Origin of the sequence: Geminicoccus harenae (assembly GCF_019800005.1) — a bacterium.
GTDB classification, from domain to species: domain Bacteria; phylum Pseudomonadota; class Alphaproteobacteria; order Geminicoccales; family Geminicoccaceae; genus Geminicoccus; species Geminicoccus harenae.
Genome location: NZ_JABGCL010000019.1, coordinates 98,333 through 111,116 on the forward strand (window position 1 = coordinate 98,333; position 12,784 = coordinate 111,116).

The 12,784-nt window shown below is 70.6% G+C and carries 11 protein-coding genes; 6 read left to right on the forward strand and 5 right to left on the reverse strand.

The features are described from left to right. Positions 1-124: 124 nt before the first annotated feature. The 3 genes from HLA95_RS17910 to HLA95_RS17920 are packed head-to-tail and all read left to right on the forward strand — an operon-like array spanning position 125 to position 3,080. Positions 125-1,126: an ornithine cyclodeaminase family protein gene (locus HLA95_RS17910; RefSeq protein WP_191061493.1), complete on the forward strand. Its 1,002-nt coding sequence runs from the start codon at positions 125-127 to the stop codon at positions 1,124-1,126. Next, entirely contained in the window at positions 1,123-2,616 is a 1,494-nt protein-coding gene (locus HLA95_RS17915) for an HAL/PAL/TAL family ammonia-lyase (RefSeq protein ID WP_222184052.1), read from the forward strand. The genes HLA95_RS17910 and HLA95_RS17915 overlap by 4 nt, the downstream gene beginning before the upstream one ends. Beyond that, positions 2,613-3,080: a YybH family protein gene (locus HLA95_RS17920; protein WP_222184053.1), complete on the forward strand. Its 468-nt coding sequence runs from the start codon at positions 2,613-2,615 to the stop codon at positions 3,078-3,080. Before HLA95_RS17915 ends, HLA95_RS17920 begins: the two co-directional genes overlap by 4 nt. Before the next feature lie 3 nt (positions 3,081-3,083). Here HLA95_RS17920 and kduD read toward each other — a convergent pair whose 3' ends face one another. The 3 genes from kduD to HLA95_RS17935 are packed head-to-tail and all read right to left on the reverse strand — an operon-like array spanning position 3,084 to position 5,460. After that, positions 3,084-3,839: a 2-dehydro-3-deoxy-D-gluconate 5-dehydrogenase KduD gene (gene kduD, locus HLA95_RS17925; protein ID WP_191059608.1), complete on the reverse strand. Its 756-nt coding sequence runs from the start codon at positions 3,837-3,839 to the stop codon at positions 3,084-3,086. Then, positions 3,836-4,672, reverse strand: coding sequence for a 5-dehydro-4-deoxy-D-glucuronate isomerase (kduI, locus tag HLA95_RS17930; protein ID WP_191059609.1), 837 nt, complete (start codon positions 4,670-4,672; stop codon positions 3,836-3,838). The genes kduD and kduI overlap by 4 nt, the downstream gene beginning before the upstream one ends. Further along, entirely contained in the window at positions 4,669-5,460 is a 792-nt protein-coding gene (locus HLA95_RS17935) for a GntR family transcriptional regulator (protein WP_222184055.1), read from the reverse strand. The genes kduI and HLA95_RS17935 overlap by 4 nt, the downstream gene beginning before the upstream one ends. 272 nt (positions 5,461-5,732) lie before the next feature. On the opposite strand from HLA95_RS17935, the gene HLA95_RS17940 reads away from it, so the two are divergent. Further along, complete coding sequence (locus tag HLA95_RS17940) at positions 5,733-6,788, forward strand: sulfotransferase family protein (protein ID WP_191059611.1); 1,056 nt, start codon at positions 5,733-5,735, stop codon at positions 6,786-6,788. Between the two features lie 6 nt (positions 6,789-6,794). Here HLA95_RS17940 and HLA95_RS17945 read toward each other — a convergent pair whose 3' ends face one another. Continuing rightward, a complete protein-coding gene (locus HLA95_RS17945; RefSeq protein ID WP_191059612.1) occupies positions 6,795-8,306 on the reverse strand; it encodes a flippase in 1,512 nt (503 codons plus the stop codon). Then, positions 8,299-9,717: a glucosamine inositolphosphorylceramide transferase family protein gene (locus HLA95_RS17950; RefSeq protein ID WP_191059613.1), complete on the reverse strand. Its 1,419-nt coding sequence runs from the start codon at positions 9,715-9,717 to the stop codon at positions 8,299-8,301. The genes HLA95_RS17945 and HLA95_RS17950 overlap by 8 nt, the downstream gene beginning before the upstream one ends. A 153-nt stretch (positions 9,718-9,870) precedes the next feature. On the opposite strand from HLA95_RS17950, the gene HLA95_RS17955 reads away from it, so the two are divergent. Together HLA95_RS17955 and HLA95_RS17960 are read left to right on the forward strand one after the other, a co-directional pair. Further along, positions 9,871-11,157 carry a glycosyltransferase gene (locus HLA95_RS17955; RefSeq protein ID WP_222184057.1) on the forward strand — a complete coding sequence of 429 codons (1,287 nt, stop codon included), beginning with the start codon at positions 9,871-9,873 and terminating at the stop codon, positions 11,155-11,157. A 352-nt stretch (positions 11,158-11,509) separates the two neighbouring features. Further along, positions 11,510-12,469: a glycosyltransferase family 2 protein gene (locus HLA95_RS17960; RefSeq protein ID WP_191062152.1), complete on the forward strand. Its 960-nt coding sequence runs from the start codon at positions 11,510-11,512 to the stop codon at positions 12,467-12,469. The last annotated feature ends 315 nt before the right edge of the window (positions 12,470-12,784 follow it).

Sequence of the window (12,784 nt, forward strand, 5' to 3'; positions counted from 1 at the left end):
GGCGACCGCCGATCAACCAGCCAGAGGGGCAGACGATCCCACCGAGGCACGCGGCCATTGTCTTCCGGGCGCTGGTGCCGCACTCCGGTGACAGGCCCCACGACGCACGGCAGGAGGCAGGCCCTTGGCGGAACTCTACATCACCTGGCTGAACGGCCCGGACATCGCGGCGCTGGAGCTAACCGACGAGGAGATCCTGGGCGCAGTCGAGGGCGGGCTGCGCGCCCAGGGCCGGGGCGAGACGGTGATCGAGCCGCGCATGCACCTGGTGCCCGACCCGGCGTTCCACGGCCATTTCAACGTGCTGCGCGGCTACGTGGCGCCGCTGGGCCTGGCAGGGGTCAAGGTGGTGGGCGACTATGTCGAGAACTACCGCCAGGGCCTCCCCTCCGAGTTCGGCATCCTCAACCTGTTCGACCCGCGCACCGGCCGGCCGCTGGCGATCCTGGACGCCACCGGCCTCACCGAGATGCGCACCGGTGCAGTCACCGCACTGGGCGGCAAGTACCTGGCGCCGCCCGCCCCGAAGGTGCTGGGCCATATCGGCGCGCGCGGCACGTCCTACTGGAACGTCCGCCTGCTCGACCGGCTGTTCGACTTCGCCGAGATCCGGGTGCATTCGCGCCGCCCGGAAAGCCGCGCCGGCTTCGCCGAGCGCCTGTCCCGGGACCTGGGCAAGCCGGTCCGCGCGGTGGCCGACTGGCGAAGCTGCGTGGAGGGGGCCGATATCGTGGTCGAGGCCTCACGCCTGCCGGCCCCTGAACCGTTGCTGAAGACCGAGTGGATCAAGCCCGGTGCGCTGGTGATCCCCTACGGCACCATGAGTGCGGTGGAGCTGTCGCTCACCGACATCATGGCCAAGATCGTGGTGGACGACTGGGGCCAGGCGCGGGCCGGCAAGCTCGGCGCGCTGCGTGCCCATGTCGACAGCGGCCGGCTGTCGGAAGCGAACCTTCATGCCGAGCTCGGCCAGATCGTGGCCGGGGAGAAGCCCGGCCGGGAGCGCCCGGACGAGACCATCCTGTTCTGGCATCGCGGCCTCTCGCTCAGCGACATAGCCCTCGGCCACCTGATGCTCGACAAGGCCGAGCGGCTGGGTCTCGGCCAGAAGCTGCGCTACGCGTGAGCACCGTCTCGCTGGGGGCTGGGCCCGTTCGCGTCCGGGACATCGTGGGGCTGGCGCAGGGGCAGGCACACGCCGTTCCAGCACCGGACCTGCTGGATCGTCTGGACACGGCACGCCGGGCACTGGACCGCGCGGCTGCGGGCGGGGCCCGGATCTATGGCCTGAACACCGGGCTGGGTGCCAGGGTCGGCCGTGACCTGGCGGAGCATCCGGACGGGCTGGATGCGGCGGCCTTCCAGACGCTGCTCGTCCGCGGCAGGGCGGTCGGCATGGGCGATCCTCTGCCGGCCCAGGTGGTGCGTGCGGCCATGGCCGCCCGTCTGGCCATGCTGAGCCAGGGAGGATCCGGCATCTCGCCCGCCGTGTTCACCGCACTCGCAGCACTGCTGGACCGGGCGGTGCATCCGCGCGTGCCGCGCCATGGCTCGCAGGGCGAGGGCGACCTTTGCCTGTTTGCCCATGTCGCCCTGGTCCTGATCGGCGAAGGAGAAGCCGAGTATCGGGGGAATGTGCTGCCGGGTGGCCGGGCGCTGCGGGAAGCCGGGCTCGAGCCGGTGCTGCTCGGCCCGAAGGACGGCCTGTCGCTGGTCAATGCCGGGGCCTTCTCGGCCGGTGCCGGCGCCCTCCTGGCCCACGAGGCGGCGCGGCTGCTCTCGTGGCAGGAGCACGCCACGGCACTCAGCTTCGCTGCGACCTGCGCCAACCGGCGGGTGCTGGAGCCCGCGGTACAGGCCGCCCGGCCGGCACCGGGCCAGGTGGCTGCGGCCGAGCGCCTGCGCCGGCTCCTGGCCGGCAGTGCGTGGCCGGCCGCTGGCCTGCAGGACCCCTTGTCCTTGCGCTGCGCAGCACCGGTGCTGGGTGCCACCGCTGCTGCGATCGATCGGGCAGCGCAGGAGGTCGAGATCGAGCTCAACAGCGCGGCGGACAATCCTCTGGTCCTGGTCGACACAGGCGAGGTGCTATCGACCGGCAATTTCGCCTGCCCCGCCGTGGCACTGACCTTCGAGAATCTCGGCCTCGCCATGGCCCAGGCCGCACAGGCGAGCCTGGCGCGCTTCCTCCAGCTCACCAACGGCCAGCGGCCCGGCCTGCCGTTCGGCCTGTCCCCGGTCGGCGGCATGGCGGCCGGGCTGGTGCCGTTGCAGAAGTCCGCCATGGCGCTGCTGGCCGAGATCCGCCGCCACGCAGCACCGGTCATGCTCGACTACTGGCCGGTGGCGGCGGGCGTGGAGGATCATGCCACCCAGGCCCCGCTCGTGGTCGAGAAGGGGGAAGCCATCCTCGCCTCATGGCGGCGGCTGGTCGCGATCGAGCTGCTGGCGGCTGCCCAGGCGATCGATCTCGACGGCAAGGACCGGCTGGGCCCGCCTTTGGCCGCTCTCCACGCCCGGTTGCGCCGGGTCGTCGCGAGCCTCCAGGACGATCGCCCGACAGGACCCGATGCGGAACGGCTGGCCGGCTGGATGGAGGCCGTGGACGCTTCGCCGTGAGGCATGGCGGCCGCACGATGGGTGCGCTGGCCGCCTGCCTCCTGCTGCTCGGCTGCACTGCCCGCACGCCCGACCCGCAGGCATCCGCGCAGGCGGTGCGCGCGGCACTGGAACAGTGGCGCGCCGACTTCAACGCCGGGCGGGCAGGGGCCGTCTGCGACCTGTTCGCGCCCGACCTGCGCTATGTCTATGGTGGCGAGCCGGAGCGCGGCCATGCCGAGCTGTGCGCGGGCCTGCAGCGGGCACTGCGCGATCCCGAGCGCCGGCTGGCCTATGACCTGGCCATCCAGGAGATCATCGTCGCGGGCGATCTCGCGGTCGTGCGGCTCGAATGGACGCTCAGCACCACCTCTGCCGCCACTGGCGCACTGATCGCCACCTCGACCGAGCGCGGCATGGACCTGTTCCGCCGCCAGGATGACGGGCGCTGGCGGATCGTCCGGTTCCTGGCCTTCGACGGCTGAAGCTCAGCGCGCCAGCCAGCCGCCATCGACCGGCAGGATGGCACCATGGACGTAGTCGGCAGCCGGCGAGGCCAGGAACACGGCGGCGCCGCCGATGTCGTCCGGCTGACCCCAGCGGCCGGCCGGGATGCGCGCCAGGATCTGCTCGCTGCGCTCCTGGTCGTTGCGCAGCGCCTCGGTGTTGTTGGTCACGAAATAGCCGGGGGCGATCGCGTTCACGTTGATGCCCTTGGCCGCCCATTCGCAGGCGAGCAGCCGGGTGATGCCGGCAAGGCCGCTCTTGCTGGCGGTGTAGGAGGGGATCCGGATCCCGCCCTGGAAGGACAGGAGCGAGGCGATCATGATGATCTTGCCGCCCTTGCCGTCGGCCAGCATGGTTCGGGCCGCCGCCTGGCTCAGGAAGAACGCGCTCTTCAGGTTGACGTCCATCACCGCGTCCCAGTCGGCCTCGGTGAAGTCGATCGCGTCCTGGCGGCGGATGATCCCCGCATTGTTCACCAGGATGTCGATCCGGCCGAAATTGGCGACCGCGGCCTCGACGATGTCCGGGATCGGCTCCAGCGTCGCGAGGTCGGCCGTGACGCCGAGGAAGGTACCGCCGCCCGCCTCCACGGCCGCGCGGGTCTCGTCCATCGGGCTGCGCCCCACGCCGACCACCCGAGCACCGGCCTTGGCGAGTGCCAGGGCGATGCCCTGGCCGAGGCCGGTATTGGCGCCGGTGACGATCGCGGTCTTGCCGGACAGGTCGAATGGGCTCATCGCAGGTCCGCCATCTGGACATGGTCCATGTCGGTATAGTCCTGGTTCTCGCCGGCCATCGCCCAGACGAAGGCATAGGCCTGCGTGCCGACCCCGGTATGGATCGACCAGCCGGGCGAGATCAGCGCCTGGCCATCCGCCACCACCAGGTGACGCGTCTGGTCCGGCTCGCCCATGAAGTGGAACACCCGGGCGTCCGCCGGCAGGTCATAGTAGCAATAGGCCTCCATGCGCCGGTCATGGACATGGCAGGGCATGGTGTTCCAGAGCGAGCCCGGCTCCAGCACGGTGGTGCCCATCACGAGCTGGCAGGTCTGGACCACGTCGGGGTGGATGAGCTGGTAGATCGTGCGCCGGTTGGCCTTGGCCGCCTCGCCGAGCTGCATGGTGCGCGCCCTGGCCAGCGGCAGGTGGACCGTCTCGAACCGGGCATGGGCCGGCGCGCTCACCAGGTAGAACTTCGCAGGCGACGCGGGATCGCTTGAGCGGAAGGTGACCTCGGCCGTGCCCATCGCCACATAGACGGCCTCGCGCTTGGCCAGCGCGTGCTCGGTGCCGTCGGTCACGACCGTACCCGGCCCACCCAGATTGATCACGCCCAGCTCGCGCCGGCTCAGGAAATGCTCGGTCCGAAAGCTCGGCTCCGGCGCCAGGAGCAGGGCCTGGCTCGTCGGCATCGCTCCGCCGACCACGACGCGGTCGACATGGCTCAGCGTCAGCAGCACCTGGTCGGCGGCGAACAGCCGTTCGATCAGGAAGTGGCGGCGCAGCGTGTCCGTGTCCATGCCGCGCACGGCCTCGGGATGGACGGCTTGACGGGTCTCGGTGATCACGGGCCTGCCTCTTCGGAGATATCGGTGAACCAGTCGGGGCGCAGCGCCCGGATCGCTTCCAGATCGGCCACCAGGGCGCCGACATGGGCCCGCATCTGCTGGACGGCTTCGTGCGGGTCCTGGCGGGCGATGGCGTCCATGATCGCGCGGTGCTGCTCGATGACCTTGGGCAGCCGGCCGACCTGGGGCAGGGTGGCCCGGCGATAGCGGTCGAGCTGGAGCTTGGCACGGCGGACCAGGCGCCAGATGCCGGGATAGCCGGAAGCCGCGGCGATCGCCGCGTGGAACGCCTCGTCGGCGATGTGGAACTCCTCGATCGCCTCCCGCTCGGCCGCCCGGACCTGCCGGTCGATCGCCGCTGCCATCCCGGCCAGATCCACGCCACCATCGCGCTCGGCCGCAAGCCGCGCCGTGGCCTCCTCCAGCGCCTGGCGCACCAGCACGGCCTCGGGCAGCCGATTGGCGGGGATACGGGCCACGAAGGTGCCGACCTGCGGCACCATGGCGATCAGGCCCTCGCTGGCCAGTTGCAGCAGCGCCTCGCGGACCGGCGTGCGGCTGACCCCGAACAGGGCCGCGATCTCGCGCTCATGGATGGGTTCGCCCGGTGCCCGCACCAGTTGGATGATCTGGTCGCGCAGATGGGCATGGATGGCCACCGCGGCACTGGGACGTCGGGTCCGGCCGGGCCTCGTCTGCCCACCGGCCAGCGCCTGGCCGACCGGCCGCAAGGGAATGGGCGCGACCCGCGTCTCCGGCTCGTCCGCCTCCGGCATGTTCGGTCCCAACGGCAACCTCCATCGCTTCTGATATATTACCCGCCCGGACCCGCGACAAGGCTGGCGCTTTGCCCATGGGTCCGAGCTTGCGGCATCGGCCTTCGCGGGGGAACTGTCGGCAGGGTCGCCATGCGCTCGGTGGCTGCGATACCCTGGGGCCACGATCAGGCCCGCTTTGGCCAGCGCGGCGCAGGGCCGCCTCGCAGTTCCCGCGGAAAACCCGTAAGGGGCGCCTGCGATGATCCGTGTGGCCGCCTGGGGCGTGGCCGGGAGAGGTTGAGATGTCCGAAGTCGAGCGCGTGTTCCCCGACACTGCGCCCATTTTCGTGGTCGGTGCGCCCAGGTCCGGCACGACCCTGTTCCAGCGCATCCTCGACGCCCATCCGCGGATCGGCGTGGCCGACGAGATCATCTTCTTCGACATCATCCTGAGTCTCGAGGCGGAGGTCCCGGACCTGAAGGCGCCGGGCGCCATCGACCGGATGTTCGAGCGCCTCCCCAGCATGGATCACTTCCACAACTGGAACGGGCTGGACGAGACCCTGGCGGTGGTGCGCCAGGAGATGCTGGACCATCCCGACCCCAGCTATCCGCTGTTCTTCCTCAAGCTGATGCAGGTCTATGCCCGGCTGCGCGGCAAGGTCCGGATCGGCGACAAGACGCCCTGGAACGTGCGCCACCTGGACGAGATCCTGGCCATGTTCCCGGATGCCCGCATCATCCACCTGGTCCGCGACCCGCGCGCGAACGTGGCGTCGCGGGTGGAGCTGCCGCGCACCTCCAAGGACGTGATCACCGCCGCGGTGAAGTGGCGGATCGACGTGGAGGCGGCGCACCGGTTCGCCACGGGCGGCAAGGCCCATGCCGGCAACTATCTGGAGCTGCGCTACGAGGACCTGGTGCGCGATCCGGAGCCCTGGGTGCGCAAGGTCTGCACGGTGGTGGGCGAGGAATTCGACCCGGCCATGCTGGAGTTCCATCGCTCGCGCGACGTGATGTTCAAGGACCAGCCCTACAAGGAAGGCGTGTTCCGCCCGGTCAACACCGCCTCGATCGACGCCTACAAGAAGCGGCTGAAGCCGGCGCAGATCCGCCTGATCGAGCTGATCGCGGCCGGGCCGATGCGGCGGCTGGGCTACGAGAAGCTGCCCGCCGCCGAGGGCGGCTATGCGTCGGTCCCGGCCCAGCTCCTGCGCGAGATCGTGGCATGGCGCGCCTTCAAGGCCGAGGAGCGCCGCCGGATCGCCGCGGAGAGCGGGATCCGCTTCCGCAGCGGCAATGCCAGCCTGTTCGGCCAGATCAAGCGCCAGATGCTGGGCCGCGGCCCCCGGGCCTGACCTGGTTCAGGATGCTGCCGGCTGGCGCTTCTTGCGCTTGAGCATGGCCTCCAGATAGGCGGGCGGCGCCAGGCGGATCGCCACCGTCAGGCCCAGGAACAGGAGGCCGCCCGTCACCAGCGCCAGCAGCCAGGGCAGGCCCAGCCGCGCCATGCCCAGCATGGCGGCGATGCTGAGCGCGGTCACCAGCACCGTCTTGAGCAGTGCGCTCAGGATCGGCGGCCATACGCCACTCCACGCGACCGCGACCATCAGGCCCAGGCAGAGTGCTGTCTCGGTCACCGCGGTGCCGATCGCCGCACCCAGGTAGGAGAAGCGCGGGATCAGGGTGAAATAGCTGACCAGCGCCACGCAGAGCCCGATGCAGTCGGTCAGGAAGGCCTGGCGCTGCAGGTCCATGGCGGTCAGCATGTGCCGGTAGACCTGCGCCACCGCATTGGCGGCGATTGCGACCGCGACGACCGTGAGCGCTGGTGCCGCCCCCGCGAAGCCCGGCCCGGCCACCACGGTCAGCACCTCGGCCGGGAACGCCGCGAACGCCGCGATCACGCCGCCGCCGAAGATCAGCATGGCGGTGAGCGCATGGCCGGCAGTGGTGCGCGCGGCCGCCACGTCCTTCTCGGCCAGGGCGGTCACCAGCATCGGCATCAGCATGCCGTTGAACAGCACCGCCAGGGTGATCAGGATCTCGAACATCTTGCTGGGCACGCCGTAGAGGCCGACCGCGGCGTCGGTGGCGAGCAGCGACAGAAGCAGGATGTCGCCGCGCAGGATGGTGCTGAGGATCACCCTGGAGCCGGCGATCGGCAGGCCGGTGGCCAGGAGCTCGCGCCAGATCGGCAGGTCGACGCCCAGGCGGAAGCGCTGCAGCCGCTGGGCCAGCGGCCAGGCGACCAGCAGCTGCACGATGCCGCCGCCCAGCATGGCGCCCACCATCGGCACCACCCCGGCATCGGCCTGCACCGCCAGCCATATCAGCCCCAGCATGACCAGCCCGCCGATCGTCTCCGAGATCGCCTGCTGGCCCTGGCGCAGATGGCGCTGGAACACAGACTGCAGCATCATCGCGGCCTGGAACACGACATAATAGGGCGCCGCCACCAGGATGCCCTGCACGATCGTGGAATCGTAGGGCATCACCAGGCTGACCAGCGCACCTGCCGCCATTACGGCTGCCGAGAGCAGCATGCGCAGGAGCATGGCCGCACCCATCAGCCGGGCATGGTCGCGGCCGGGCCGCCCCAGCTCGCGCAGCACCACGATCTGCAGGCCCAGGTCCGAGGCGATGCTGACGAAGGAGACGAAGGTCAGGATCGTGCGGTACGCGCCATAGCCCTCCGGGCCCAGCGCCCGGGTGATCAGCGCGATGCTGACCAGGCCGATCACCACCGCGATCACCTTGCCGACCACGATCGAGGCCATGTTGAAGGTCAGCGCGCGGACCGTGCTGCGGTGGTCCGCCGGGGCTTTCGGTGCGGCCTGCGCCACGTCGTTGCCCGGCACCGAGGGATCAGCCACCGGCCAGCGACCTCAGGCCGGTGAGCCAGCGCCGCAGCGAACGAAACTCGCGCTTGCCGTCGACCAGGAAGCCCTGGCCGAACGGGGTGAGGGTATGGAGGCCGTGCGGGCAGGGGCCGGACGGATCCGGCTGCAGCACCGGGCCCGGCCGCTCCAGGTACAGATCGGGTGTCAGCGTCAGCACCTCGTTGAGCACGATGGCCCCACCATAGGTCGCCCGGCAGTCCTGGGCCGGGCGCCACAGCCTGCCCCCGGCGCGGAACAACGGCCCGGCCGGCCGTGCGGAGCCCAGGTCCACCTTGATCGGGTTCATGGGGTGGGGGGTCCAGGGCCCCAGCAGCGCCGGCGCGTGGTAGAGCACGAGGTTGGTCTCGTCCTGGGCGGCGCCGTCGCCGGCGAACAGCCAGAAGCCCTGGCTGTCCCGGAACAGGGTCGGGTCGGCCGCGGCCAGCCCCTCGATCAGCACCGGCCCCGGCACGAACCGCTCGGGAAACGGGTCGCCCCGGTAAAGCCGGACCAGGCCCGCCGCCTTCGCCTCCGGCAACAGCCAGGTCTGGCCGTCATGCTCGACGAGCTGCGGGTAGGACAGATGGAACGGCTCGCGCAGCACAATGCGCTCACTGCCGTCCCGGTCGATCGCCACCAGATAGCCCAGGCGCTCGCGGAAGTCATAAGCCTCGGCCAGGACCAGCTCCGTCTGGCCGACTATTCCCGCCTGGCCGAACGGATCGGCATGATAGCCTAAAGGCCGTGCCGGCAGCCAGGTGATGCGCCGGGCATCCGGCCCTGCCACGAGCTGCTCGGGCGTCTGGTCCAGCACGCCCACCCGCCACTGCTCCTCCCAGGCCTCGCGCAGGACCCTGCCGGCGAGGTTGCGCAGTTGCGCGGCCCTGGTCAGCCGGCCGGCCGCAGCCGGCCCTAGCGTCTTTGCCGGCTCCGCGGGCGAGGGCGGGATGATCCCGCCTGCCAGCAGCAGCACCATCCGGATCGGCATGGTCGCGGCCGCGGCGAACAGCCGGCCCTGGGTCTTGGGCAGGCTGTGGCTGACCGTCTTGATCCGGCAGCGCTCGAGCACGGCCTGGCCGGCCATCAGCGCGACACCCGCATCGCGCCGCCCGGCCTGCAGTGCCGCGACCCCGGCCTGTGCCACCTCGTGCAGCCCGTCCCAGCAAAAGCGCCAGGTGCCGAACCGGCTGGGCGGCCCTTCGTCCCGTGCATCCGGCCGCAGGTCGACCACCGCTGCCAGCGGTTCCCCTTCAGGGGCGCCATCCGCCGCCAGCACGACCAGTTCCACCCGCTGCGCGGCACAGGCCCGGGCCAGCGCCTGCTGCAAGGGCACCACATCCCGGGCCGGGATCAGGCCGATCCGCGACCTGTGACCCGTGGCGATGTTTACGTTGCTGGACGCCAAGGCTACCTCGTCGCCCGGGCCGGGATCGGCCGGCCCCACGGAATGCTGGATGGACGGCGCCGTGGGCGGAGGGCTGTCGAAATTGGGCAGAGTGCTGCATCCGAAATTGCCGTCTGCCGACGGACGCGATGGGGCGGCCGCCGTGGCGGGCCGATGACCCTGCGCGTCGCGTTCGTCAGCCAACCGCGAGATAGCCTGAAGGGCGCCGGCCCGCAATCAGGGTCGGTGGCGATCGTGCTGGACAGGCTGGTGGAGGCGCTGGGCGCGGCAGTCGAGCCGCTGGCGATCGCACCCCGCCTGCCCGGGCAGGCGGGGTGCGAGACGAGCCTGCGCGGGCTCGCGATCCACCGCGTCCCCACCGACCACCGCCAAGTGGAAAAGGCGCTGGAACTGCTCGACCCGCGCCCCCTGCCGCGCCTGATGCGCAAGGCCTACTACCGCACCTATTTCCGCGGTGCGGCGGCCCGGCTGGCAGCGCTGGCCCCGGGGATCGTCCACGTGATGACCTCGACCCAGGCCGGGCCGCTGCTGCGCCAGGCCCTGCCGGGCGTGCCCCTGGTGCTCCACCTGCATGACGACATGCTGACCAGGCTGCCGCCTGCCGAGACTGCCGCGCGGCTCGCACCCTTCGCCGCGATCGTCACCTGCTCGGACTGGCTGGCCCAGGCACTGCGCGCCCATGTGCCGGACGCCGCCGGGCGGATCTGGCCGATCGGCAACGGTATCGACCCGCCCGCCCTGGCACCGGCCGACCGCACGGCCCGCCCGATCCAGCGGCTGTTGATGGTCGGCCGGATCTCCCCGGAAAAGGGGCCGCACGTCCTGCTCGAGGCCTTCGCGGAGCTGGCGCCGGCTTTTCCCGACCTCACCCTGGACCTGGTGGGGCCGGTGGGCCTCCTGCCCTTGTGCCACGCCCGGCTGATGGCCAGGGGCGAGCCGGCCATGGCGGATGCCGTGCGCCGGTTCTATGGCAGCGGCATCCAGGCTCTGGCGGCGCAATTCATCAGCCCTGGCAAGAGGTTGCAGGCACGTCTTCTCTCCCTGGTTCCGCCCGTGTTCCACCCACGGATCCGCTTCGTCGGCCCCTTGCCCCATGACCGCCTGGCCGCCGCCTATGCCGCGGCCGACCTGCTGGCGCAGCCATCGGTATGCCGCGAAGGGTTCGGCCTGCCGGTGGCCGAAGCGATGGCGCAGGGCCTGCCGGTGGTGGCGGCCGGCCATGGCGGGCTGCTGGACCTGGTGCAGCCGGGCCGCACCGGCCGGCTGGTGGCGCCGGGCGATGCCCGGGCGCTGGCAGCAGCCATCCGCGAACTGATCGACGATCCGGCTAGGACCCGGGCCTTCGGCCAGGCCGGCCGGGAACTGGCGCTGCAGCGCTTCACCTGGCGGCACGCCGCTCAGCGCCTGCTGGACGTCTACCGGCGGGTCGGGCTGCCTTGACATGTCGCCGCAGGCGGGCGGTGGCAATTTCACGAAGCGCGACAGGTTCTTGCTGGACAGCTCTCACGCAGTGGTTGCATGAATGGCCCCCGCTGCGCATCTCGGTGCGCACCACGCCTCGTCATTCCCGTTGAACGATGCTGGCGGAAGCAGGATGATCCGCTCCACGGCTCCGGCCGATTCCGTGGCAGCGGCCGCCGCGAAATTTCGCCGAGGATGGAGCATCTTGCGTGCACTGTGCTCATTTGGTTCGGCAACTAGTGACCGTCCGGATTGAGCGAGCCCCGAGCAACCGGCCGACGGGTCCGGCAGGGCGCGGTCGGCGAATGCATTTCACGACAGGTGTGGTAGAATGACGATCCCAAGCACCGGCCAGCCCCTGGTGAGCATCGGCGTCCCCGTGTTCAATGGCGAGAACTATGTGGAGCAGGCGCTGGGCTCGGTGCTCGCCCAGACCATGGGCGACTTCGAGATCGTCGTCTCCGATAACGCGTCCACCGACCGGACCAGCATGATCTGCCAGGATCTGGCGGCCACGGACCGGCGCATCCGCTACTACCGCAACGAGCGCAACCTGGGTGCTGGTGCCAACTACAACCTGGCGTTCGCGAAGAGCCGCGGCACCTACTTCAAGTGGCTGGCCCACGACGACCGGATCAAGCCCGGCTATCTCGCCGCGACGGTGGCGACGCTCGACCAGGCGCCCGACGCGGTGCTGTGCAACACGGTGGTCGACTATATCAACGGCCAGGGCGAGCACATCGCCTTCTACGACAGCGGGCTCAGCGGCGCCGACCATCCGCGCCCCTCGCACCGCTTCGCCACCATGATCCTGATGTCGCATTCCTGCGTCGACTTCTTCGGCCTGTGCCGCCGCGCCACGCTGGTCGATTCGATGCTGCATGGCCCATTCCACGGCGCGGACCGGGCATTCCTCGCCCAGATGGCGCTGCGCGGCCGGCTCTTGCAGGTGAAGGAGCCGCTGGTGGAGATGCGCGAGCACGACCAGCGCTACACCCGCGCCAAGCAGGACGCCAAGGGTCGCGCCGCCTGGCACGACGCGGCCAAGGCCAAGGCCCGCAGCCTGCCGACCTGGCGCCTCTACCGCGAATATGTCGATCTGGTCGCCAAAGAGCGCCTGGCCCCCGCGGAGCGCACCGCCTGCCGCCTAGCCCTGCTGCGCTGGTGGATCGTCAACTGGAACTCGATCCGCGCCAGCGTGGACATCGGCGCGCTCGCCTGGCCCCGCCTGCCCCACCACGCCGAGATGGTGAAGATCCGCCTGTTCGGCAAAGCACCCGGCCACTTCTGATCCAGGCGCCATGTGCGGGCGGCAGCATTGGCATTGCCGCCCGCCTTGCCATCGGACGCATCGCTCTACCTGTCTGATCCCACGATGTGGTGGTACAGTTGACCGCCATGGGAGAGGGATGCGCTATGGGCCAAGTCTTCCCTGGAAGCGCCCCCATGACTGAGGCGGCCCCGGGGGCGACCCAGCTACCTCAAGAGAGCATAAAAGCGACGGCTAGGTCGGATCGACATTCAGCGTAGCCAGATCATGGCGGCGGCGAGGTGGGCGAAGCCGGAGAAGTGAATGGTGCGCCGGTCGTAGCGGGTGGCAAAGCGC

Excerpts from the sequence above, each read along its gene's own strand:
- HLA95_RS17955 (WP_222184057.1), top strand. The coding sequence starts at position 9,871 with ATGACCCTGCGCGTCGCGTTCGTCAGCCAACCGCGAGATAGCCTGAAG.
- HLA95_RS17960 (WP_191062152.1), top strand. The coding sequence starts at position 11,510 with ATGACGATCCCAAGCACCGGCCAGCCCCTGGTGAGCATCGGCGTCCCC.
- kduD (WP_191059608.1), bottom strand. The coding sequence starts at position 3,839 with ATGAGCCCATTCGACCTGTCCGGCAAGACCGCGATCGTCACCGGCGCC.
- HLA95_RS17940 (WP_191059611.1), top strand. The coding sequence starts at position 5,733 with ATGTCCGAAGTCGAGCGCGTGTTCCCCGACACTGCGCCCATTTTCGTG.